The 22,182-nt window shown below is 70.9% G+C and carries 17 protein-coding genes and 1 rRNA gene; 4 read left to right on the top strand and 14 right to left on the bottom strand.

Annotation, left to right across the window (positions count from 1 at the left end; genetic code table 11):
* Positions 1-502 precede the first annotated feature (502 nt).
* The 12 genes from IEY70_RS19705 to IEY70_RS19650 all read right to left on the bottom strand — a co-directional run bounded on the left by IEY70_RS19705 (position 503) and on the right by IEY70_RS19650 (position 13,735).
* Positions 503-1,018, bottom strand: coding sequence for a winged helix-turn-helix domain-containing protein (locus IEY70_RS19705; protein ID WP_229778100.1), 516 nt, complete (start codon positions 1,016-1,018; stop codon positions 503-505).
* Positions 1,019-1,144: 126 nt separating this feature from the next.
* Positions 1,145-1,702: a DUF1440 domain-containing protein gene (locus IEY70_RS19700; RefSeq protein ID WP_189066734.1), complete on the bottom strand. Its 558-nt coding sequence runs from the start codon at positions 1,700-1,702 to the stop codon at positions 1,145-1,147.
* A gap of 165 nt (positions 1,703-1,867) precedes the next feature.
* Entirely contained in the window at positions 1,868-2,602 is a 735-nt protein-coding gene (locus tag IEY70_RS19695; protein WP_189066733.1) for an alpha/beta fold hydrolase, read from the bottom strand.
* The gene (locus IEY70_RS19690; protein WP_189066732.1) at positions 2,595-3,731 is read right to left on the bottom strand and encodes a Gfo/Idh/MocA family protein; all 1,137 of its coding nucleotides are present in this window, start codon (positions 3,729-3,731) and stop codon (positions 2,595-2,597) included. The genes IEY70_RS19695 and IEY70_RS19690 overlap by 8 nt, the downstream gene beginning before the upstream one ends.
* The gene (locus IEY70_RS19685; protein ID WP_189066731.1) at positions 3,728-5,305 is read right to left on the bottom strand and encodes a GMC family oxidoreductase; all 1,578 of its coding nucleotides are present in this window, start codon (positions 5,303-5,305) and stop codon (positions 3,728-3,730) included. The genes IEY70_RS19690 and IEY70_RS19685 overlap by 4 nt, the downstream gene beginning before the upstream one ends.
* Entirely contained in the window at positions 5,295-5,819 is a 525-nt protein-coding gene (locus IEY70_RS19680; protein ID WP_189066736.1) for a hypothetical protein, read from the bottom strand. The genes IEY70_RS19685 and IEY70_RS19680 overlap by 11 nt, the downstream gene beginning before the upstream one ends.
* Positions 5,820-6,151: 332 nt before the next feature.
* Positions 6,152-7,582, bottom strand: a complete 1,431-nt coding sequence (locus tag IEY70_RS19675) for a sialate O-acetylesterase (protein WP_189066730.1) — start codon at positions 7,580-7,582, stop codon at positions 6,152-6,154.
* Entirely contained in the window at positions 7,579-9,387 is a 1,809-nt protein-coding gene (locus tag IEY70_RS19670) for a DUF5060 domain-containing protein (RefSeq protein WP_189066729.1), read from the bottom strand. Before IEY70_RS19670 ends, IEY70_RS19675 begins: the two co-directional genes overlap by 4 nt.
* Positions 9,387-10,286, bottom strand: a complete 900-nt coding sequence (locus tag IEY70_RS19665; protein ID WP_189066728.1) for a carbohydrate ABC transporter permease — start codon at positions 10,284-10,286, stop codon at positions 9,387-9,389. The genes IEY70_RS19670 and IEY70_RS19665 overlap by 1 nt, the downstream gene beginning before the upstream one ends.
* A 24-nt stretch (positions 10,287-10,310) precedes the next feature.
* Positions 10,311-11,270, bottom strand: a complete 960-nt coding sequence (locus IEY70_RS19660) for a carbohydrate ABC transporter permease (protein ID WP_189066727.1) — start codon at positions 11,268-11,270, stop codon at positions 10,311-10,313.
* 55 nt (positions 11,271-11,325) lie between these two features.
* Entirely contained in the window at positions 11,326-12,555 is a 1,230-nt protein-coding gene (locus IEY70_RS19655) for an extracellular solute-binding protein (RefSeq protein ID WP_189066726.1), read from the bottom strand.
* Between the two features lie 181 nt (positions 12,556-12,736).
* Positions 12,737-13,735 (bottom strand): LacI family DNA-binding transcriptional regulator, encoded by a 999-nt coding sequence (locus IEY70_RS19650; protein ID WP_189066725.1) that lies wholly within the window; start codon positions 13,733-13,735, stop codon positions 12,737-12,739.
* A 193-nt stretch (positions 13,736-13,928) separates the two neighbouring features.
* Between IEY70_RS19650 and IEY70_RS19645 the strand changes: the two genes are divergently transcribed.
* Both IEY70_RS19645 and IEY70_RS19640 read left to right on the top strand, forming a co-directional pair.
* Positions 13,929-16,532, top strand: a complete 2,604-nt coding sequence (locus IEY70_RS19645) for a glycoside hydrolase family 2 protein (RefSeq protein ID WP_189066724.1) — start codon at positions 13,929-13,931, stop codon at positions 16,530-16,532.
* The gene (locus IEY70_RS19640) at positions 16,529-17,521 is read left to right on the top strand and encodes a glycoside hydrolase family 5 protein (RefSeq protein WP_189066723.1); all 993 of its coding nucleotides are present in this window, start codon (positions 16,529-16,531) and stop codon (positions 17,519-17,521) included. The genes IEY70_RS19645 and IEY70_RS19640 overlap by 4 nt, the downstream gene beginning before the upstream one ends.
* Before the next feature lie 209 nt (positions 17,522-17,730).
* On the opposite strand, the gene IEY70_RS19635 is transcribed toward IEY70_RS19640, so the two are convergent.
* Positions 17,731-18,957 carry a citrate synthase gene (locus IEY70_RS19635; RefSeq protein ID WP_189066722.1) on the bottom strand — a complete coding sequence of 409 codons (1,227 nt, stop codon included), beginning with the start codon at positions 18,955-18,957 and terminating at the stop codon, positions 17,731-17,733.
* A gap of 70 nt (positions 18,958-19,027) precedes the next feature.
* On the opposite strand from IEY70_RS19635, the gene IEY70_RS19630 reads away from it, so the two are divergent.
* Both IEY70_RS19630 and IEY70_RS19625 read left to right on the top strand, forming a co-directional pair.
* Positions 19,028-20,353: a hydroxymethylglutaryl-CoA lyase-like TIM-barrel protein gene (locus IEY70_RS19630; protein WP_189066721.1), complete on the top strand. Its 1,326-nt coding sequence runs from the start codon at positions 19,028-19,030 to the stop codon at positions 20,351-20,353.
* A 241-nt stretch (positions 20,354-20,594) separates the two neighbouring features.
* Positions 20,595-21,875, top strand: a complete 1,281-nt coding sequence (locus IEY70_RS19625; protein WP_189066720.1) for a hypothetical protein — start codon at positions 20,595-20,597, stop codon at positions 21,873-21,875.
* A 51-nt stretch (positions 21,876-21,926) separates the two neighbouring features.
* Here the strand turns inward: IEY70_RS19625 and rrf are convergent.
* Positions 21,927-22,043: ribosomal RNA gene (gene rrf / locus IEY70_RS19620) — 5S ribosomal RNA — on the bottom strand.
* Positions 22,044-22,182 lie beyond the last annotated feature (139 nt).

Below are 22,182 nucleotides of genomic sequence, written 5' to 3'. Positions count from 1 at the left end.
AGCACTCAAGAACGGCTGGCACGTCAGTTTTCACTTCATCTCATAAAATCTGTCAGGCGGTCAGATAGGAGACCTCTTCTTTGCCCCTCTTGCAATGTGTCCGCACCATTGATGACACGGAATCCGATTAATTAAGTACGTTGAAGCTACCATTGCGAGATTCCGGGAAAGCGCCGGAATCTCTCCATTCCCGCTTCAACGTACTTCTTCTGCTACGCGCTCCGCGCGGTTTATCTAAAAGATAAACGCAGTGTACTTAGCTGACAAAGGCCACCAGTAGAAGAGCGTGTGACGAGTGACCAGATCAGGTTGAGCTTCCAACCAGACGCAGCGTTCCGAAAGGGCTGCCTCCACCTCCTGGATGCTCTATTCGCAATCGGTACATCCGTCAACTCCCAGAGCCGTTCCGCTGGCTGCAATTCCGGCGAATACGGCGGCAACGTCACGGTCTGAATGCCCTCAGGATGCCCGTCGGCCGATGCAACCAGGCGGGGCGTCTCGGTCAGGACTTTGAGTTGAACGCTTCCTTTGCGGCCTCATCGCCGCCAACGTGCCGGGGTCGAGGCCGTTGAGGAGTGAAGCCAGCCGCCCGCAGGAATTCATAGGTGCGCCCGAGATGGACGGACATTCCGTACTGCTGCTGAAGCCAGTCTTGAACGTCTTTACCGGACCAGACGATGCCCTGCTCGAAGTCGGCGTGCAGTCGGGCGGCCAGGGTCTGTTGTTGCTCGGCGGTCAGGAGGCGGGGGGCGCCCTGATTGGCGTGGCGCGCGTCACGGAGGCCAGCGAGCCCCTGTTCGCGGTAGCGCTTGACCAGTCCGTAGACGGTGACCCGGTTGTACCGGGTCACCTGAAGGATCTCTGGTACGGGGCGTCCTTCTGCGAGGAGTGCGAAGAGTTGGGCTCTGCGTCGTTCGACGGCACAGGTACTGGCCCGGTAGAGATGCCAGAAGGTGTCAGCGTCATGCGCGAGAGGAGCGGTCAAAGGTGTCTGTTTGATGCAACAATGATAGCCCATTTAATCGGAGTCCGTATTACACGGGATGACTCCGGATTGCCAACTCCACGTCCGGAACTCGTCCTGCTCCTACTCGCATCCGCTCGGACCCAATGGTCTTTGCAGCCCATTCAATCGGAGTCCGGATCAGCCCCGGCGGGCGCGGTCCAGCGCGGTGCTCAGGCCCCGGCGGGTCACCTCGGTGGTCGCCCCGAACGCCAGGTGCGACCCGGCCTCCCACAGCACCGCCGCCAGCGGCAACTGCCACGGCCACGCCTGGAAGCCGGTGGCAGGGACGGCCGTGGCGTGCGTCAGTCCGTACATGACCGCCCCGGCCGGAACGCCCAGACCGCGCGCCGCGCGTCCGTCGCGCGCGGCCAGTACGCCGTAAGCGGCGCCCAGGGCCGCGCCCATCGCGTAGTGCACGACCTGCTGCGCGGCCAGTTTCTGCTTCTTGGTGATGTCGTGATCGGTGGCGTCGGCGGCCGCCTGGATCATCTCGGCAGGCGGCATGTGATCCTGACGGCCGATCGGGTCGGCGCCCGTCATCTTCTTCTGCGCGGGCGTGGGTGGAAAGTACGCCTCGGTCAGCTTCTGCAGGGGCGGCTCGGCCTGCGCCTTCACCCACGCACCGGCCAGCCCGGCGACCGCGCCGATCAGCGCAGCCTCAAGAGTCGAGTGGGAACGGATCGCAGAACGCTTCATTCCACAAGCATAGAAGCGGCGCGCCGGGCGGGCGGAACGTGTAAAGGGGCGCTCAACGCCCCACCGCCCCGCATGAAGACCGGCTGAGACAGCCTCTGCAAAAGCACGCAACAGGCTGAAGGCCAACCCCACCGGGCACCGGTCGGGAAACGGGAAAGGTCCGCTTCACACGTCAAGCAGCGCGGCCACGACCTCAGCGGGTTGTTCGAGGGGCAGCAGGTGGCCGCTGCCGCGCACCTCGTGAGCCTGCGCGCCGGGCAGGCGGCCCAGCACTTCGCGGCGAATGGTGTCGGCGGCGATGGCAGGGTCATCAGCGGAGTACAGGACGGTCACGGGCGCGCGCAGTCCGACCAGCCGGGCGGTGATGTCCTCGCGGCTGCCGTGGTCCGTCCAGGCGGTCCAGGCGGCGGGGCTGGCGCATAGGCCATCGTGGACGAGTTGCCTGAAGTCCGTTTCCGACAGGGGTTGGCGGGTGATGGTGCGGTACTGGCGGGTCAGGGCGGCGCGGTCGCCGTGTGCGGCGCGCAGGGCGGCGCGGTCTTCGTCGCTCATGGGTTCCGGTGTGGGCGGGGACGGGGCGATCAGCACGAGTCGCCGCACGAGGTCCGGGCGCGTGGCGGCCACCCACATGGCGACCTTGCCGCCCATGGAGTGCCCGGCCAGCGTGACAGGCCCACGCGCCGCGTGCAGGGAGCGCAGCAGCGGCAGCAGGGCCTCGCCCATGTCGGCGGTGCCCTGGTCGGCCCGCCCGGCGCTGGCCTGCGTGCCGAAGCCCATCAGGTCCGGGGCGTGCGCGCCGCTCAGGGATTCGCGCACGGTCCGCCAGAGGTGGCCGGACGTGCCGAATCCGTGCAGCAGGACCGTGTTACCGTTCGCGTGGGGCGGCGGCGCGTCAGTCACGCGCGTCCGGTGTGCGGGCGGGCAGCGGTCCACGGAAGGCGTCGGTGCCGGGCACGGGGTCCAGCGTGACGGGCTGCCCGGTGCGGGCGCTGCGGTAGATGGCGTCCATCAGGCGCTGGTCCTGCAGGCCTTCCTCGCCGGGCGTGAACGGCTCGCGGCCCTCCTGAATGCAGGCCGAGAAGTGATCGATTTCCAGCGCGAACTGATCGGTTTCCTTCAGGCGGTGCTCGGTGATGGCCTCTGGCGTGTGCACGCGCAGGTTCAGGTTGGTGTAGTCGAAGGCCGGGTCGAGTTGCAGGCGGCCCTCGCTGCCGTACACGTCGAGGGTCCGGGTGTGCGCCGCGCCGTACGAGCAGGAGCACTGCGCGGTCACGCCGCCGGGGAAGGTCATGACCCAGGTGACGCTCTCCTCGACCTCGCCGAAGCGGGGGTCGCCGGGCGTGCTGTGCGTCTGCGCCCACAGTGAGGTGGGTTCGGTGCCCAGCAGGAAGCGGATGGTGTTCAGGCAGTACAGGCCCACGTCCAGCAGGCTGCCGCCGCCCGCCAGTTCACGCTTGAGGCGCCACCCGCCAGCGGGTTCGACCTGCACGTTCACCGAGTGAATCAGTTTCACGCTGCCCAGGTCGCCGCCCTGCACGAGGTCACGGGCGCGCCAGTGCAGCGGCGTGTACTGGCAGCGGTACGCGGTCATGAGTTTCACGCCCGCGTCCCGGCAGGCGGCGACCATCGCCCCTGCGTCCTCGACGCTGCCCGCCAGGGGTTTCTCGCACAGCACGTGCTTGCCGATCCGCGCGGCGCGTTCGGTGTACTCGCGGTGCAGGCTGTTGGGCAGCACGATGTACACGGCCTGCACGTCCGGGCGGGACTGGAGTTCCTCGAAGGTGTCGTACGAGTAGGCGTCCGCCTCGGTCAGCCCGTAGGCGCGGGCGGCGCGCAGGGCCTTGTCGTGATCGTCACTGACGACCGCCGCCAGCCGCGAGCGTTTCCCGACCGCCCAGGCGGGCAGCAGTTCTTCCAGGGTCAGTTCACCCAGGCCGATGACGGCGTACCCGACCTGCCGGGCGGCGGGTTGCGGGACGCTCTGAGTCTCGGCGGGGGCGGAGTCGTTGGTGGGTGTCTGGTCGGTCATGCGGTCACCTGCTGGGGTCGGAGGTCGGAGAGGAGGGCGTCGGCGGTCCGCAGGCTCAGGGCCATCTGGGTCAGGGCGGGGTTCACGGCCAGGGCGCTGGGGAAGGTGGAGTTGTCGCAGATCCACAGGCCCGGCGTGTCGTGCGCGCGGCCCCAGGGGTCCACGACGCTGCCGCGCGGGTCGTGTCCCATGCGGGCCGTGCCGAGGGTGTGCGCGGCGCGCGGCAGCGCCCACACGTCCCGCGCCCCGGCGCGCGCCCACAGGTCCCGCATGAGCGTCTCGGCGTGCGCGGCCATGCGGCGTTCGTTCTCGCCGAACGTGAAGTGTACGCGCGGTTTCGGCAGGCCCCGCGCGTCGGGTTCGGCCGAGAGTTCCAGGTAGTTGTGCCCGTACGGCAGGCAGTCGCCCAGCACATTGATGCCCGCCACGTGCCGGTACTGCCGCAGGTGCTCGGTCAGCGCCGCGCCCCAGGTGCCGGTGCCGCGCGCGAACTGCGTGGCGTACGTGACGGGCATCACGCCCAGCGACTGCAACAGGTACCCGCCGATCACGCCGGGAATGCGGTGGGTGTCCTCGCTGATCAGGCCGCCGGGAATGCCCCGGTACGGGCGCAGGTCCTCGTCGACCAGTCCCCACACCTGCACGCCCACGTGCGCCATGAAGTTGCGGCCCACCTGCCCGGACGAGTTGGCGAGGCCCTGCATCAGCAGCAGGCGGGGCGTCTCGACCGCGCCCGCCGCGAGGACGACCGTGCCCGCGTGCAGGGTCTCCTCGCGGCCGCCACGCACGAAACGCGCGCCGGTCACGCGGCCACCCTCGGTCAGGAGGGCCACGACCTGCGCGCCGTCCACGATCACGGCCCCGCGCGCCTCGGCCAGCGCCAGGAACGTCACGTCCAGGCTGGCCTTCGCGCCGGTCGAGCAGCCCGCCTGACAGAATCCCCGGTTGGAGCACGCGGGCCGCAGGCCGAAGCCTTCCTGCTCCTGCGGGCGGCTCAGCGCCGCGTTCGCGGCGGGACTCGTGCGGATGCCGACCTCGGCGCAGGCGCGCTCCATCAGGAGGCCCGCGCCGTTCACGGGCAGCGGCGGGTGCGGGTACGGGCCGCTGCGCTCGCCGCCCCAGGGGTACTCGGCGGGGCCGGACACGCCGATGAACGTCTCGACCTCGTCGTAGTACGGCGCGAGGTCCGCGTACGTCAGCGGCCAGTCCACGCCCTGCCCGGTGTCCGAGTGCAGCGTGAAGTCGTCCGGGTGCGCGCGGGGCGTGTACGCCGTGTAGTGCAGGGTGCTGCCGCCCACGCCCCGCCCGGAGTTGTTGCGCCCGAATCCCACCGGGTCGCCGCCCGCCGAGAGGCGCTCGTCCATCCAGAACAGGCCCGCCTGCGCGACCTCGTCCGTGGCGATCCCGGACGGCGGGTGGCGCACGCCGGCCTCCAGCGCCGCGACCCGCAGGCCCGCCGAGGCCAGCCGCGCCAGCAGCGGCGCGCCGCCCGCGCCGGTCCCGATGACCAGCACGTCCAGGTCGCGCAGGTCGGGCAGCGCGGCGTTCACGGGGCCGGTGCGTTCAGGGGCCATACGTCACCTCGCGTTCCTCGAAGGCGTCCGGCGCGACCTGCCAGCCCGGCACGTCCATGAACCCCGCGTACCCGAAGCGGTAGGCGGTCAGCGGGTGCGCCATGAACCCCTCGGTCAGTTCGGCCAGCAGGTCCTCGAACGCGTGCGGGTGCGCGCCCTGCGCGGCCCTCAGCGCGTCGTCCTGCGCGCAGTCGTCCAGCGCCGCGAAGTCCGCAGGCAGCGAGGCCAGCAGCGCCCGGTACGCCTCGCCGTCCGGCGGCGCCGCCGCGTACCGCCACCCGTCCGTGCGGCCCGCGTGCAGGCGGTCGTCCACCAGTCCGGTCAGGTCCAGTTCGTCCGGGTCGTGCGGGACCAGTCTCACGGCCGCCGCGCGCAGCACGCGAAAATCGGCCTCCGTGAAGTACCGGCGTTCGTAGCGGGCGTCCAGCCGCGCCAGCAGCGCCTCGCGGGTGGGGGCACTCACGTGCGGGCCGTTCAGGGCCGCCAGGATCGCGGCGCGCTCGGCGGACGTCACCGGGACACCGCCAGTCGGCAGGAGCAGAACTGTTCGTTGGTCACGCCCCCTAGCGTAGGCAGACCCGCCGCTCAGGCCCCGCAAGCGACCTTACGAACCGGACGAACCGGCACACCCGCACGCAGCGACCCCGCGACCGCACCCACGCCAGGAATGGGCGTCCCAGCGCGGTCCGGTCGGCAGCACGGCACCCGGCAGATGAAGGCCGCATCACCGAACAGGCAACGAACCGTGAAGACCGGCCGCGCCCCCGGACCCGCTCATGCGAACTCCGATTGAATGGGAGGGGAACGCCCCTCCGGACGTGGAGCCGGCAAGAACGGCAGTCCGTATCAGCGCCCGGTTCCGTCACCACCGGCCCGCAGGAACGGCGTGGCGGGCAGTTCCCCGGCGTCGGTGAGGTTCGGTTCGGCGCCCACCTGCCAGGCGTGGCGGACCTGCGTGGGGGCCGGTACGTCCGGGCTGTGCAGGTGCGCCCGCACGCCGCGCAGTCGGACGACGGCCGGGGCGAACTGCCCGTCGGGTCCGGCGAGCGCGAAGCCGCGCGGGGCGCCGCCGTCCAGGGTGCGCAGCGCCGAGTCCATGTGCGTGCGGAAGGTCAGCGTGGCGCGGCCCGGTCCGAAGGTCACGGCGCGCAGGTCGGGGCCGCTGCCGGGCACGTCGGCCCGGCCGTACGTGCGGTGCAGGGCCAGGCTGGCGAGGCGCCGTCCGACCTCGGCCTTGCGCAGGGGGTGGATGTCGTTCAGGTCGCCCAGGTCGGCGGTGCAGGCCAGTCCGCTGTGGGGGCCGCGCGTGGCGGTCTGCTGCGCGGCCCACAGGGCGAGCAGGTCGTCGTCTGACGCGTAGCGGTACGGGGCGAGCTGCGCGGCGTACACGGGCAGGTGCGGCTGACCGCTGGCGCGGCGCAGCGCCGCCATGAGGGCCTGCAGGCGCGCCGCGTACGGCCCGGCGTCCCCGACGTCGGATTCCCCCTGGTACCACAGGGCGCCGCGCAGGGGCAGCGGGGTGAGCGGCGCGATCATGGCGTTCCAGGCGGTGCCGGGCTTCAGGGTGTTCCACGCCTGATACGGCGTGAACGGGTGCGGGCCACTGCGGGCGGCGTGGTCGGCGGCGCGGATCTCGGCGGCGTCCGCGTCCAGGGCCGGGTGGCCGCGCTGCGCCCACAGCGGAATGAACGGCGCGATCCGGCTGCCCCCGTATGCCGCCTGGATCAGGCCGACCGGCACGCCGAGGTCCGCCACGAGCCGCGCGCCGAAGTGAAGCGCGACGGCCGAGAAGCCGCCCCACCCGCCGCGCCGCGCGGTGCGGGGCGTGCAGACCGTCCAGCGCGGCTGCCCGGCGGCCGGTGGAAAGTGCGCCTGCGGGGTCGGCGCGGAACTCTTGTGGATCAGCAGCAGGCGCAGCAGTGGCTGGTCCGCCAGCGCCAGGGTGCGCTCCGGGTGGTCGGCCATGGTGACGCCGAGTTCCATGTTCGACTGCCCGGCGCACAGCCACACGTCCCCGACGAGCACGTCCCGGCACTGCGCCCGCTGCGTGGCGGTGCGGGCGGTGAGCGGGCGGCCGTGCGCGCTGGCGTCCAGTGGCGCGAGCGTCACCGTCCAGCGTCCCTGTCCGGTCACGCGGGCCGCGATCTCCTGACCGGCGAAGGTGACGTGCACCTCCTCGCCGGGCGGGCCGGAGCCCTGCACCGGGACGGGCACGCCCCGCTGGAGGACCATGTGGGACGTGAAGGCGTCCCCGAAGCGCAGGGTCGGGCCGGTCACCGGGGGTCCACCCGCAGCGCGAGGTCCCGCGTGAAGGTGGGCGTGGGCAGCGTGAGGGTGCCGCCGCTGACGGTGACGGGCTGCGCGGCGAGCCACGCGCCGGTCTGCGGGTCGAACCAGCGCGCCGAGTACGGCCCGTCGCGCAGGCCACGGATCGTCAGGGTGGTCTGCCGGTCGGGAAAGGTGGGCGGGGCGCCCTCGCGGTACGTGCCGTCCAGCAGCGCCTCGGTCTGCGCGCGGCCCACGCCGCTGGCGGAGTAGCGGTCACTGACGAGCCACGCCATGGCCTGCGTGCCGGACCGCAGGACGCGGGCGGTGACGTCCAGGCCGCTGCTCTGCGCGGTCACGGGCCGCAGCGATGCCAGCGGCGCGCCTTTCAGGAACGCCGCGAGGGGCGCGTACTCGACCCAGAGGTGCTGCGGGTCGATCAGCGAGTCCCACCACCAGTACGCGCCGGGCCCCGCGAAGCCGTAGAAGAGGGGCGCCCACAGGCCCACGTGGAAATGGATGCGTTCCAGCACCGGGTCGCCGTCCCCGGCGGCGGCGTACCCGAGTTCGGCCAGCAGCGCGGGCTTGTCCGGCGCGGACTCCTGGAACTGCCGGGCGAGGGACAGCAGTTCGAGCGGCAGGTCCCGCGTGGTGTACAGGTGCGCCTGCGCGAAGTCCACGCTCGCGTCCCGCCACAGTCGCGACTCGCCGCCGCCGCTGAAGCTGGAACTGATCGGGTGCCCGTACGGGTCAAAGCGGCGCAGCTCGGCGCTCATCCCGGTCATCCAGGGGCGCAGGTCGCCTTCGCTGATCGGGGTGAAGTTCACCTCGTTCCACCATTCCCACGCGAACAGGCTGGTATACGCCGCGTAGCGCGCCGCGAGGTACCGCACGCGCGCCCGGAACAGCGTGCGGGCCCGCTCGTCGGTCACGAACGCGCCGGGCGTGGCGAGCGGGCCGCCGTTCGCGGCGTTGAACGGGTTGTCGCGCCACTCGGCGTTGGTGGTCTCGCTGAACGCCCCGTGGTTGATCAGGCACAGCTGCACGCGGATGCCGCGCGCCTGCGCGAGCCGCAGCACCTCGTCGAGCAGCCACGCCTGCCGCTGCCGGGCCGCGTAGTCGCCCAGGCCGGTGTCGCGCCACTCGATCCCGAACGCCCAGGACGCCATCCAGATGCGGGCGTAGGTGCCGCCGCTCGCGGCGAGCCGGTCGAACCAGCGTTCGTAGTCGGCCAGGACGTCCCCGGTACTCCAGGCGACGTTCGGGCCGATGGGCACGAAGGGGCGGCCCCCGTGGTCCTCGAAGGTGCGCGGGTGCGTGGCGGAGGTGCGGATGAAGCCGGGCGCGTCACTCGCGGTGACCTGCACCCGCTGCGGCTCGCCCTGCGCCGCGCCGCTGCGGACCCGCAGGGTGTACGTGCCGACCTCCTCGGGCGTGAAGCGCGCGTGCCAGCCGCCCTCGTCGGCCGAGGTTGCGTCCGGGGTGGGGGTGCCGTCCGGGGCGTAGTCGACCATCCAGAAGGCGGGCACGCTCAGGGTCCGCCCGGCGGGCGTGGTGACCTCCAGCGTCAGGTCCGCCTGGGCCGGGTCGTAGGGGTTCACGGCGCGGCCGTCGGTCGTGACGCGCAGGTCGAGCATCCCGAACTGCCCGGCGCTGGCGGGCACGCCGCTCAGGGCCACGGTCGTGAACGCCTGCGCCTGGACGTGCGGGGGGAGCGTCGGCGGCACGCTGCCCTGCGCGGAGGTGGGCGCGCTGCCCAGAGCCACGAGCAGCGCGGCGGTCAGCAGCCGGGCCGGGGTCGGGGGAACGCGGCGCATCAGCCTTTCGTCGCGCCGCTGGAGAGGCCCTGCACGAACTGCCGCTGGAACAGCAGGAACACGATCACCATCGGCAGGGACACCAGGAACGACGCGGCCATCATGGGACCGGCGCCGCGCGGGTCGTACGTGAGGTTCCCGGCGAGTTTCCCGAGTGCCAGCGGCAGCGTCTGGTGCGCGTCGTCGTTGATGACCAGCAGCGGCCACAGGTAGTTGTTCCACTCGCCCAGCATCACGGGAATGGCGATGGCGGCCAGCGCGGGACGCAGCATGGGCAGCACGACGCTCCACCAGATGCGCAGCTCTCCGGCGCCGTCGATCCGCGCGGCGTCCACGAGATCATCTGGAATACCGAGGATCGCCTGCCGGAAGAAGAACACCGCGAACGCCTTGGCGAGCCCCGGCAGGATCAGCGCCTGGTACGAGTTGATCCACCCGAGGTCCCGGACGGTCAGGAAGTTCGGGATGATCGTGACCTCCCAGGGAATCATCATGCTGCCCAGCAGCAGCGCGAACAGCACGCCCGAGCCGGGGAAGGGCCGCTTGACGAGCACGTACGCGACGAGCGACGCGAGCAGCAGGCTGCCCACGACCGTGACGAGCGTGATGAGCACGCTGTTGAGGTAGAACTGCCCGAAGCCGGAGTTCGCGAAGATCTGGAAGATCCCCAGGAATTCCGCGCTGTCCTTCGGCGCGCCGGGCGCGGCGCCGGGGTTGTAGAAGTTGTCCAGCGTGAAGGTGTGCACCCACCACGTGGGCGGGTTGCGCACGATCTCGGGGATGGTCTTGAAGGCGTTCGTGGCCATCCAGTAGTACGGGATCATGACGCTGACGGCCAGCAGGTAGAACGGCAGGCGCAGCAGGGTGCTCAGCAGGGGGTGTTGGCGTTCACCGACCATGGGGTCTCCTTTGGGGGGTGGCGTTCAGTCGATGTCGTTGATGCGGCCGAGTTTCAGGTTCAGCAGGGTCAGGGCGAACAGCATCAGGAACAGGATCCAGGCGAGGGCCGAGGCCATGCCCATCTGCAGGTGCCGGAAGCCCAGGTCGTACAGGTACACGACGAGCGACAGGCCGCTGTCGAGGATGCCGCCCACGTTGGAGGTGTCGCTGAACAGGAAGTAGAACGAGAAGAACTCCTGGAACGCGCCGATCATGCTGGTGACCAGCACGAACAGCAGGGTTGGGCGCAGCAGCGGCAGCGTGATCCGCCAGAAGCGCTGCGTGGGGTTGGCGCCGTCGATGGCGGCCGCCTCGTAGATGTCGCCGGGAATGGAGCGCAGGCCCGCGACGAACAGGATCATGTTGTAGCCCATCAGGCCCCAGACGCCCAGCGCGATCAGGATCGGCACCGCGTACATGGGGGAGCCCAGGAAGCGCACGGGGTCGAGGCTCAGCCACTGCCGCAGGGTGTTGATCAGGCCGAAGTCCTCACTGCTGAACAGCCACTTGAACACGCTGATCAGGCCCACGCCGCCCGCCACGGACGGCAGGAAGAAGCAGGCGCGCATGATCTGATCGCTCAGGCGCTGCCCGCCGAACACCAGGGCGAGCAGCAGGCCCAGCGCGGTGCTCAGCAGCGACGTGCCGACCATGTACGTGGCCGTGTTCGTCAGCGCCTTGACGAAGCGCGGGTCGGCCAGCAGGGTGCTGTAGTTGGCGGTGCCGATCAGGGTGGGGGTGCTGATGGCGTCGTAGTCGGTGAAGCTGAGGTACAGCGAGCGCAGGACCGGCCAGATGCCGAACAGCGCGAACAGGATCAGGAAGGGCAGGGTGAGGCCCAGGGCCGGGGCGTGCTGCGTGAGAAAGCGCCGCGCCGGGTGGGCGCGGCGGTACGGAGCGGGCGGCGCGGCGTTCTGGACTCTGGCGGGCGCGTGATTGGTCATGGGAACCCCGGTGCGGGTGCGGGCGCCGTGACACTCACGGCGCCCTGGCCGCGGCTTACTTGCCGTACTTGCTGAGGTTGGCGTTCATGGTCTTCGCGGCGTCGTCGAGGGCGGCTTTGGGACTGGCGCCGTTGAAGACGACCTGCTGCACGGCTTTCTGCACGGCGTCGCCGCTCTGCTCCCAGCCGGGGCAGTTGGGCGGGCCGTCGGAGTCGCTCAGCTGGCGCATCAGGATGGCTTTCTGGTCGGCGGGGAGGTTCACCTGCGTGACGAGGTCCTGCCGTCCGGCGGGCAGCCAGAGCGTGCCGAGTTCGTTGGCGCCCTTGATCATGGCGACGGTGGTGCGGGTGGAGTACAGCTGCTTGATGAAGTCGGCGGCGAGGTCGGGGACCCTGGTGTAGCTCATGATGCCGATCAGGCTGCCGCCCTCGAAGGCGGTGCTCTTCCCGGAGGGGCCTTTGGGGAGCATGGTGATGCCCCACTTGCCGGCCAGTTTGGGGCGGCCGGTGCGGATGCTCTGCATGGACCAGTTGCCGGTCATGCCCAGGGCGTAGTCGCCGTTCTCGAGGCCCTGTTCCATGTCGGGCCAGCCGTCGGTGGGGCCCTTGTACTTGGTGTACAGCTGCGCGTAGTAGGTCAGGGCGGTGACGCCGGCGGCGCTGTTGATGGTCGCCTGGGTGCACTTCGCGTCGTACAGGTTCCCGCCGGCCTGTTTGAGGTATGGGAAGAAGCCGACCCAGCCGGCGTTGCCCCACTGCTGCACGAGGCCCTTGTTGCCGCTGGCGCGGAGTTTGTCGAGGGTGGCGGTCAGTTCGGCCCAGGTGCGGGGCGGGGTCTTGACGAGGTCCTTGCGGTAGTACATGAGCTGCACGGTCAGGTCGTAGGGCAGGGCGTAGACGTTGCCGTCCACGGAGGTGATGGAGTCGAGGATGCCCTTGTTGGCGGTCTTGCGGACCGAGCTGACGAGCGCCGGGTATTTCTCCTGCAGGTTGAGCAGGCCGCCTTTCTTGCCGATCTCGATGCCGTAGGAGAGGTAGCCCGTGATGATGTCGGGGCCGCTGCGGCTGGCGAGCGCGGCGAGGTACTTGGTGAAGGCCTGGTCGCCGGGCACGGCGCGGACCTCGAAGGTGACGTTCGGGTGGTCTTTCTTGTACAGGTCGACGGCGGGTTGCAGGATCTTGGGGGTGGTTTCGTCCCCGACGACCCAGATGGTGAGTTTTTCGGCGCTGGCGGGGGTGGCGGCGAGCAGGGCGCTCAGGGTCAGGGCAGCAAACGGTGTGCGCATACGTCCTCCTGGGGTCGGTGGGAAGCGGCGAGGTCGGCGGGCCCCGGTGGGGTCCGACAGGTGGTTCCAGAGAACCAAATGTGTTTACTAAACGTTTGGAGTGTACCTGTGCCGCCTGGGGGTGTCAACCGCCGGTCAGCTGCGGCGCCGCCACACGCCCCCAGTTCAGCGCGCCCCAGGTTCAGCGCGCCGCGCGGGAACTGCCGCGGATCACCAGCCGCACCGGCACGACCACCTGCGCGCGCTCGCTGGGCCGCGGGTGCAGCAGCAACCGGACGCCCTCGCGCCCCAGCCCTTCCTTGTCCACGGCGACGGTCGTCAGGCCCGGCTGGCTGTAACTGGCGGCCGTGATGTCGTCGAAGCCCACCACCGCGACGTCCTCCGGCACCCGCAGGCCGCGCCGCGCGCACTCCTGGATGACGGCCAGCGCCGCGCGGTCGTTGTACGCGAACACGGCGTCCGGACGCGGCGACAGCGACAGCAGCGCCGCCGCCGCCTGCTGGTCGCCCTCGTCGCTGTCCACGAGTCGGTGCACGACCAGTTCGTCCTGCGCGCGCCCGGCGTCGGCCAGGGCCTGCCGGTACCCCTCGACCCGCTGCCGGATGCTGTGGTGTTCGGCCTGACCGGTCAGCATCGCCACCCGCGCGCGGCCCGTGGCGATCAGGTGCTGCGTCGCCTGGTACGCGCCGGAGACGTTGTCGGTGTTCACGCTCGGCAGGCCCGGCGCGGCGTGATCGACCAGTACCACCGGCTTCCCGGCGCGGACGATCTCGGCCAGCACGCCGCTTTCCCAGTACCCGGCGCAGACCAGTCCGTCCACCTCGAGCCGGTCGATGAGTTCCGCCACGCCTGACGCGCCCACCTGCGAGTACGTGAAGGCCACCGCCGAGTTGCGGCAGGCGACCTCCACGCCGTGCAGCACGGGGAAGTAGAAGGGGTTGCTGGCGAGGTTGCTGTGGGACTCGTGCAGCAGGAATCCGATGCGGCGCGCCTTGACGGGCCGCAGTTTGCCCAGGTCGTAGCCCATCGCCTGCGCGACCTGCAGCACCCGCACCCGGGTCGCCTCGGTCAGGCCCGGCTGGCCCTTCAGGGCGCGTGAGACGGTCCCGACCGAGACCTCGGCGCGGGCCGCGATATCACGGATGGTGGGGGCCGACGCTAAACGCTGATCGCTGGGCACGTTGCCGACTATACCGCTGCGCCCGCCGTGGTCGAGGTCCGCAGGTGGGCGCGGCGCGGATGGACGCGCCGTTCATCGTGTTTTGACAGCCTCCGGGGCAGGTGCTACGCTCTCGATAAAGTTTACTAAACATATTCCTGGCGCGGCTGATCCGTGCCCGTCCCTCCCTTCTCCCCCGCCCGCAGGAGTCCCGATGACCCAGCCCCACGCCCTCACGCAGCGCACGCCCCTCACCGGCTGGACCCTGCGCGCCCCGCACGCCCCCGACCCTCACAGCCGCGCCCGCGACTGGCTCGAGGCCACCGTCCCCGGCACCGTCCACGGCGACCTGCTGCGCCACGCCCTGATCCCCGACCCCTTCGACGGACTCAACGACACGCAGGTGCAGTGGGTCGGCCAGACCGCCTGGACGTACCGCACGACCTTCACCGTCACGCCGGAGCAGTTGCAGTCTCCCCACCTGGACCTGTGCCTGGACGGCCTGGACACCCTCTGCACCGTCCGCCTGAACGGCGCGGCCGTGCTGCGCAGCGACAACATGTTCGTCCCTCACCGCCTGGACGTCAGGGCGCACCTGCACGCGGGCGAGAACACCCTGACCCTGCACTTCGAGCCGGTCCTGCCGCACGGCCGCGCGCTGGAAGCCAGGCACGGGACGCGCGCCGTGTGGAACGGTGACCCCAGCCGCGTCTACCTCCGCAAGGCGCAGTACCACTACGGCTGGGACTGGGGCCCGGTGATCCTGACCGCCGGACCGTGGAAGGACGTCACGCTGCACGCCTACCACGCCCGCCTGGACGACCTGCACGCGCCCCTGACCGTCGGCCCGGACGGCACCTGGCTGGACCTGAACGCCACGCTCGCCGGAACCACCCGGCCCGGCGACCTGCTGCGCGTCACCCTGCACGGCCCGGACGGGCACGAGGTCGCGCGAACCACACTCGACGCCCACAGCGAACCCCTCCAGGCACGCCTGCACGTCCCGGACCCGCAGCTGTGGTGGCCGCGCGGGTACGGCCCGCAGCCGCTGTACACCCTGCACGTCACGCTGGACCGCGGCGGCGTGACCCTGGACACCCTCACGCGCCGCCTGGGCGCCCGCACGGTCGAGTTGCGGCAGGACCCCGTGGCGGACGAACCGGGCACCTCCTTCACCTTCGTCGTGAACGGCGTGCCCATCTTCGCCGGGGGCGCGAACTGGATTCCCGAGGACCTGCTGCTCGACCGCGTGACGCCCGAACAGTACCGCCACCGGCTGCAGCAGGCCGCCGACGCGAACATGGTCATGATCCGCGTGTGGGGCGGCGGGATCTACGAGCACGACGCCTTCTACGACACCTGCGACGAACTGGGCCTGCTCGTCTGGCAGGACTTCCTGTTCGCCTGCGGGATGTACCCCGCCCACCCGGACTTCCTGGCCAGCGTGCAGGCCGAGGCCCAGGCCGCCGTGCGGCGCCTGCGGCACCACGCCAGCCTCGCGCTGTGGTGCGGCAACAACGAGGACTACCAGATCGCCGAGTCCGTCGGCGCGAGCGGCCCCGGCGGCGACCCCGCCCGCTTCGACGCCCTGACCATCTACGAACGGCTGCTGCCGGACGTCGTACGGACCCTCAATCCCGACGTGCCGTACTGGCCGGGCAGTCCCTCCGGCGGCGCCGCCTCGCACGACCAGACGGTCGGGGACCGGCACACCTGGGAGATCTGGCACGGCGTCATGGCCCCCCACCGCGACTACGGCCACTACGAGGGCCGCTTCGTGAGCGAGTTCGGGCTGCAGGCCCCGCCCAGCCTGCACGTGATCGAGCGCTTCACCCGCCCCGAGGACCGCCACGCGGGCTCCCGCGTCATGGAACACCACAACCGGGCGGCCGATCCGCAGGGCCGCCCCGACGGCGCCCGCCGCCTCGCCGCGTACCTGAGCGACACCTTCGACCCGCCCCGCGACTTCGCGGAGTACGTGTACGCCACGCGCGCCGTGCAGGCCGACGCGATGACCAGCGCCTACCGCGCCTTCCGGGGCCGCTGGGGCCACGCGGGCGCGCGCGCGGTCTCCGGCGCGCTCGTGTGGCAACTGAACGACTGCTGGCCCGTGACCAGCTGGTCCGTCATCGACTCGGGCGGCCTGCCCAAACCCGCCTACCACGCTATCCAGCGTGAGCTCGCGCCACTGGCCGTGCAGGCCCGGCGCGACGACGAGCGCCTCAGCGCCTGGATCGCCAGCAGCATGGGCGAGGACCAGCCCGCCCAGGTGCACCTCGACGTCCTGACCCTGAGCGGCGAGCGCCTCCTGACGCACGCGTGGTCCGTCACGGCCGCCGCGAACGCCGTCACGCCCCTCGACCTGGCTGGCCCCCATCTGGCTGACCTCAAGCTGCCCGGCGGGAGCGTGGCGTTCCTGCGCCTGCTCGTGGACGGACAGGAACGCAGCCGCGCCGCGCTGTGGCCCGAACCGCTCAAGTACCACGACCTGCCCGACCCGCACCTCACCGCCACCGTCACCGGCGACACCCTCACCCTGCGCGCCGAACGGCCCGCGCGGGGCGTCTGGATCGACGCCGGTCCCCACGCCCCGCGCGACAACCACCTGGACCTGCTGCCCGGCGAGACGCTCACGCTGCCCCTCCCGGCGGACATCACGGCCGCCAGCATCACCGTGCGCGCCGTCGGCAGCGGCGCCGTCCAGGCGCAGGACCTGCCCCCCCGGCACGACGCGCCCCCGCACCGGCCCGCCCATGCGCCCCTGAACGCCCCGCCCGTCCTGGTGACCGCCACCGGCAGCGATCAGGGTGCCCCGTGACCCACTACGGCTTCAACGTCCAGTGGATGGTCGCCTGGGAACCCGGTCGGGCACCCGCCGCGCCGGACCTGCGCGCACTGGACTTCATGGCGCGGCACGGCTTCAACTTCGTGCGCGTGCCCACCGACTACCGCTTCTGGACGACGGACCACGACTACGCGCATCCCGACGAGCGGGTGTTCGAACACCTCGACGGGTACCTGCGCGCCTGCCAGGAGCGGGGCCTGCACCTGAGCCTCAACCTGCACCGCGCACCCGGGTACTGCATCAACCGCAACGACCTCGAAATCCACAACCTCTGGACGGACGACATCGCCCAGCAGGGCTTCCTGGGCCTGTGGCAGACCCTCGCGGTCCGCTACGCCGGCGTGCCGGGCCGCGACCTGAGTTTCGACCTGCTGAACGAACCCCCGGACCCCGGCCAGTACGGCCTGACGCGGGACGGTCACGCCCACCTGATGCGCCGCGCGGTCGCCGCCATCCGCGCCGCCGACCCCGGACGGGCCGTCGTGATTGACGGGCTGGGCGGCGGGCACCTCGCCCTGCCGGAACTCGCGGACCTGGGCGTCACGCACAGCGGGCGCGGGTACCAGCCCATGAGCGTCTCCCACTGGGGCGCGGACTGGTGGGACGGCTGGCGCGCGGGCGACCCCCACTACCCCGGCACCCGCTACGGCGGCCTCACCTGGACGCAGGAGACCCTGCGCGACTTCTACGCCCCGTGGCGCGAGGTGCAGGCGACCGGGACGCCCGTCCACATCGGCGAGTTCGGGTGCTACCGCGACACGCCGGACGCGGACGCCCTGCGCTGGTTCGGCGACCTGCTCGGCCTGTACCGCGAGTTCGGATGGGGCTACGCCCTGTGGGAATTCCAGGGACCATTCGGCATCGTCGGGCACGGGCGGCCCGGCGCGCACTTCGAACGGCAAGGCGGGTACGACGTGGACGTGGCCCTGCTGGACCTGCTCAAGGGAGCCCGCGCCGGATGAGCGCGTGCGCCGGGCTGTTAACGAAACAGACGGAACCCGTTTCTCTCCTACTCGCATCCGCTCGAATTGAATGGCCTTTGCAGCCCATTCAATCGGAGTCCGTATGACGCACGGGTTCCCGGCCCTGCGCGGCGTGTCTCTGTGCGGCGTGCCCCTGGGCGGGGCTCTCGCGGCGCGGCTGCGCTCACGTAGGTCGGGCGGGGGGCGGTTCAGGTCGGCCCGACGTAGCGGGCGCGGGGGCGGATGAACTGCCCCCCGGCGCGGGTTTCCAGCGCGTGGGCCAGCCAGCCCGTCACGCGGGCCAGCGCGAACAGCGTGACGGCGTCCCCGGCGGGGCGGCCCAGCACGAGGGTCAGTGCGGCGAGTGCCAGGTCCACGTTGGGGAGTTCGGCGGTGTCCTCCGCATGCGCGCGGATGACCGCGTGGGTGGCGCGCGTGACGGGGTGATCCGGGAACTGCGCGTCCAGTGCGTCCAGCAGCGCGCGGGCGCGCGGGTCGCCGTGCGGGTAGAGGGCGTGCCCGAAGCCGGGTGCGTGCCCGGCGCGGCGGGTGGCGTCGCGCAGGGCGGCTCGGGCGTCGCCGCTCAGGGCGGCACTCAGGAGGTCGTGGGCGTGCAGCGCGCCCAGGCCGTGCCGGGGTCCCTGCAGGGCACTCAGTGCGGCCAGCGTGCAGTGCGCGAGGCTGGCGCCGCCGCTGGCTGTGACCCGCGCGGTGAAGGCGCTGACGTTCAGTTCGTGGTCGGCCAGGAGGATCAGCGCGCGGCGCAGCAGGTCCGCGCCGTCCGGGCGGCCCCAGGTGCGGGCCAGCCGGGCGTGCAGCGGCAGGTCCGGCGCAGGGGGTAGTCCGGCGTGCCGTTCAGCGGTGGCGTGCAGCAATGTCAGAATGCGCGCGGCCTGCCGGGGGCCGGTTTCCGGGCGGGTGTCGAGGGCGTCCGGGTCGTGCGCGCCCGCGTACGTCAGCGCGTACCCCAGCGCTTCGAGGGGCGTGTCGGCGCGCGGGTGGCGGCTGAGGTTCAGCCGGGCGCGCAGCGGCAGCGTGGGCCGCGTGCCGGGGTCGCCGGTCCACAGCAGCGCGGCGACCTCCTCGACGGTGGCGGTGTCGGCGAGGCTCAGGGCGTCCACGCCCCGGTAGGCCAGCGCGCCGTCCCCAATACGGGTCAGGGCGCTGTCGAGGATGGGCGTCACGCCTCCGGTCCCCCCGGCGCGCAGCCCGTCGAGGCTGCCCTGCACCGCCGCCTGTACCCCGGCCTGTGGGTCGCGGCGGGTGGCCTGCCGTCCGGCGAGGGCCTGCACGTCGCCCGCGTCGTAGCGGCGCTGCCGGGTGCCGGACGGGCCGGGAACGCTGCGGATCAGGCCGCGTGAGACGTAGGCGTACAGCGTGGCGGGTTTCACGCCCAGCTGCTCGCAGGCCTGCGCGGTCGTCAGGGAAGCCGTCATTCCATTCAGCCTAACATTGATTCCAGAATCAAGATTGACGACATTGACGATGCAGGACTAGCGTGCAGCCATGACCCAGGACTCCCCCGCTGTGCGTGACGTGCCGACACCCGACCTCTTCCCCACCGCGTTCCCGGCGGAGGCGTTCCCGCAGGTGGTCTGGGAGGACGGCGAGCGGCCCGCCTCGCTGCCCGCGCAGGCGTGGACGACCGAGACCACGCACCGCGACGGGCAGCAGGGCGGCCTACCCCTGACCACCGCAGATGGCCTGCGGATCTACGACCTGATGGGCCGCTTCACGGGGAACAGTGGCGCGCTGCGGCAGGCGGAGTTCTTCGTGTATCGCCCCGCCGACCGCGCCATGCTGGAGGGCGCCCTGGAACGCTGGCGCGGCGGGCACCCGGTCGAGCCGACCACCTGGATCCGCGCCACTCGCCGGGACGCCGAGCTGGTCGCCGGGCTGGGCGTGCGCGAGACCGGCATGCTCGCCAGTGCCAGCGATTACCACACCTTCCACAAGTTCACGCCGGGCGGCCGCGTGCAGGCGGCCCGCACCTACCTGGACGCCGTGCAGGCGGTGCTGGACGCGGGCCTGCGCCCGAGGCTGCACCTGGAGGACGCCACCCGCGCGCCCCGCGAGTTCATCCTCCCGTTCGTGGAGGCCGTGCAGGCCCTCGCCGCGCCGTTCCCCGACTCGCAGGCGCCGAAGTTCCGGGTGTGCGACACGATGGGTGTCGGCCTCCCGCTGGAGGGAGCGGCGTGGCCGCGCAGCGTGCCGCGCATGATCCGCGAACTACGCGCCGCCGGGCTGAGTGCTCAGTCCCTGGAGTTCCACCCGCACAACGACACGCATCTGGTCGTGGCGAACAGCCTCGCGGCGGTCCTGGCCGGGTGCGCCGCGATCAACGGCACGCTCCTCGGCAAGGGCGAACGCACTGGGAACGCCCCACTGGAGGGCGTCCTGCTGCACCTGAGTGGCCTGGGCCTGACGGGCGACGCGGACTTCACGGTGCTGAACGACCTGAACGACCTGTACGAGACGCTGGGGCAGGGCGTGCCCGCCAAGTACCCGCTGTTCGGGCGGGACGCGCACCGCACCCGCGCCGGCATCCACGCGGACGGACTGAACAAGTTCTGGCCGATGTACGCGCCGTTCAACGTGCCCGCCCTGCTGGGTCGCCCCCTCGACCTGTCCCTGACGAAGGACAGCGGCGTGGCGGGCCTGATCTTCCTGATCCGCCAGCACACCGGCACCGAACTGGGCAAGGACCACGCGGGCCTGCGCGCCCTGCACGAATCCCTGACCGCCGAGTTCGACGCGGGCCGCCAGACCGCCGTCGAGTGGGAGGAGATTGCCGACCGCGCCCTCCCGCTCGCCGCGCACACACCCACCTGAACCGGGCGTCCACACCACCGCTCACCGGCAGGGCACGCCGTCTGGCCGCACTCCCCGGACGCGCAGACCAGGACATCCAGTCCCGGAAACGACGTCACATGCCCCTGCACGGACAGCGTGTTTCTGCGAACCTGTACGGCGTGGAGTGTCATACGAACGCCCGGTGAAGGGTCCACGACGCCACCACCCTGCCCGCGACCGGTTCCTGAACGCACCCCCTGCCCCACACTGGAGTCCACCCATGACCGAACCAGTCCCGCCTGCCGTCGAGCTCCGCATCTACCAGGAATTCAGCGAGATCCGCACGCTCGTCCAGAGTGAGGCCGATCACCTGACGCTGCACTTCCCGGCCACCACCTGGGAGGCCATCGACACCAGATCCATCACCCTGATCGGCCTGCCCTACACCAGCAAGACAGTGATGGCGCGTGAAAGCTGGCTCACGTCGTTCGAGGGGCGGCAGATCGGACTGCGAACGGACAGCGGCGCCGAGGACGTCACCCTGATCCGCGCGGAAGATCTGGTCGTGCAGAACGCAGCCGGCGCGTACTTTCATGCGCGGCAGGAGAACCTGCTGCTGCCCGAGGCGCCGCCACCGCAGGGCCAGCGTGGAGTGGTCACCCTCACGTTTGCACTCCCGGCCGCCGGTCAGGGCGTCCTGACGTACCAGACCGGATCGCTGACGTGGTCCGCGCATTACAGGCTCGACATTGACGCGCAGGGAGGCGGCGTGCTGCGGGCAGACGCGACCCTGCACAACCGCGGGGACCTGCCGCTCGAACCGGAGGCCGTGACACTCGTCGCCGGTGAAGTGAGACGCAGGCGCGAGTACAACCTGCCCACGTTCCTGAGCCACATGGCACGGAATGAGCCCCGACGGGTCACGCCGTCCTGGCAGGACGACTCCGACAGCACGCCGGAAGTGGCGGGACTCTACCGCTACCAGCTCAGGAATCCGCCACGGCTGGAACGCGCGGCGGACGTCACCGTGCCGTTCGATGACGTGCCCCTCACGCAGACCCGCCTGACGAACACCCTGTACCGCCACATGGACTTCACGGGAGACAGCGGCGGCGCCTTCCAGCGGCACTACCGCCTCGTCACGCCCCGGCCCCTGCTCGCCGCGACCGTCACACTGCGCGATCAGGGCTACCTGGTCGGACAGCAGGCCATCCAGGAGACAGCAGCGGGCCAGGAAGTCTCACTCACACTCGGGCAGGACCCGAACGTCACGTACCGCCGGGAAGTCACCCAGCTCAGCAGCACAGAACACGCACAGACCACCCAGGGCCGCGTGACCGACATGCAGGAAGACCTTCAGAGATACTGGGTGGTGTACCAGATCCGCAACGCCGGAACGCGCCACGTTGAGTACGAAGTGACGGAAGCGACACGCTACCTGACGATCCGGAGCGTTACGGGCGCCGTGAAGCACACGCCAGGCGCCGTCACGTTCAGCGGAACGGTGGCACCCACGACCGTCACGACCGTCGAATTCGAAGTGGTGATCGAAAACGACTAAAAAAAATCAGCCCACCTTGAACAGGTGGGCTGATGGAAAGGAAAAGAAAAACCCCCGCGCTGACCGACTTTTCCGGGACCCTGCGGTCCGAGTATCATTGGCGCGACTGCGTTTCACGACCCAGTTCGGCATGGAGTGGGGTGGTTCCGCAGTGCTATGGGCACGGGGGTGTCTTGATTTGTCATGAACTCACACCCGAAAAAAGGTGGGGTGAGTGATGCAAGACGAGGCGTGAAGGAGCGAGGTACTTCGTGTGCACACCCCACTGGGGTGTGCGGGATGATGGCGGGTGATGGTCAAGACCTCG

It is taken from the genome of Deinococcus seoulensis (genome assembly GCF_014648115.1).
In the GTDB taxonomy this organism is placed as follows: domain Bacteria; phylum Deinococcota; class Deinococci; order Deinococcales; family Deinococcaceae; genus Deinococcus; species Deinococcus seoulensis.
This window is presented reverse-complemented; position numbering and strand designations above follow the sequence as displayed.

What these genes read in the sequence shown, in the direction of transcription:
- IEY70_RS19705 (WP_229778100.1), bottom strand. Translation starts at nt 1,018, where the DNA reads ATGGGCTATCATTGTTGCATCAAACAGACACCTTTGACCGCTCCTCTC.
- IEY70_RS19700 (WP_189066734.1), bottom strand. Translation starts at nt 1,702, where the DNA reads ATGAAGCGTTCTGCGATCCGTTCCCACTCGACTCTTGAGGCTGCGCTG.
- IEY70_RS19690 (WP_189066732.1), bottom strand. Translation starts at nt 3,731, where the DNA reads ATGACCGACCAGACACCCACCAACGACTCCGCCCCCGCCGAGACTCAG.
- IEY70_RS19685 (WP_189066731.1), bottom strand. Translation starts at nt 5,305, where the DNA reads ATGGCCCCTGAACGCACCGGCCCCGTGAACGCCGCGCTGCCCGACCTG.
- IEY70_RS19670 (WP_189066729.1), bottom strand. Translation starts at nt 9,387, where the DNA reads ATGCGCCGCGTTCCCCCGACCCCGGCCCGGCTGCTGACCGCCGCGCTG.
- IEY70_RS19665 (WP_189066728.1), bottom strand. Translation starts at nt 10,286, where the DNA reads ATGGTCGGTGAACGCCAACACCCCCTGCTGAGCACCCTGCTGCGCCTG.
- IEY70_RS19660 (WP_189066727.1), bottom strand. Translation starts at nt 11,270, where the DNA reads ATGACCAATCACGCGCCCGCCAGAGTCCAGAACGCCGCGCCGCCCGCT.
- IEY70_RS19655 (WP_189066726.1), bottom strand. Translation starts at nt 12,555, where the DNA reads ATGCGCACACCGTTTGCTGCCCTGACCCTGAGCGCCCTGCTCGCCGCC.
- IEY70_RS19645 (WP_189066724.1), top strand. Translation starts at nt 13,929, where the DNA reads ATGACCCAGCCCCACGCCCTCACGCAGCGCACGCCCCTCACCGGCTGG.
- IEY70_RS19635 (WP_189066722.1), bottom strand. Translation starts at nt 18,957, where the DNA reads ATGACGGCTTCCCTGACGACCGCGCAGGCCTGCGAGCAGCTGGGCGTG.
- IEY70_RS19630 (WP_189066721.1), top strand. Translation starts at nt 19,028, where the DNA reads ATGACCCAGGACTCCCCCGCTGTGCGTGACGTGCCGACACCCGACCTC.
- IEY70_RS19625 (WP_189066720.1), top strand. Translation starts at nt 20,595, where the DNA reads ATGACCGAACCAGTCCCGCCTGCCGTCGAGCTCCGCATCTACCAGGAA.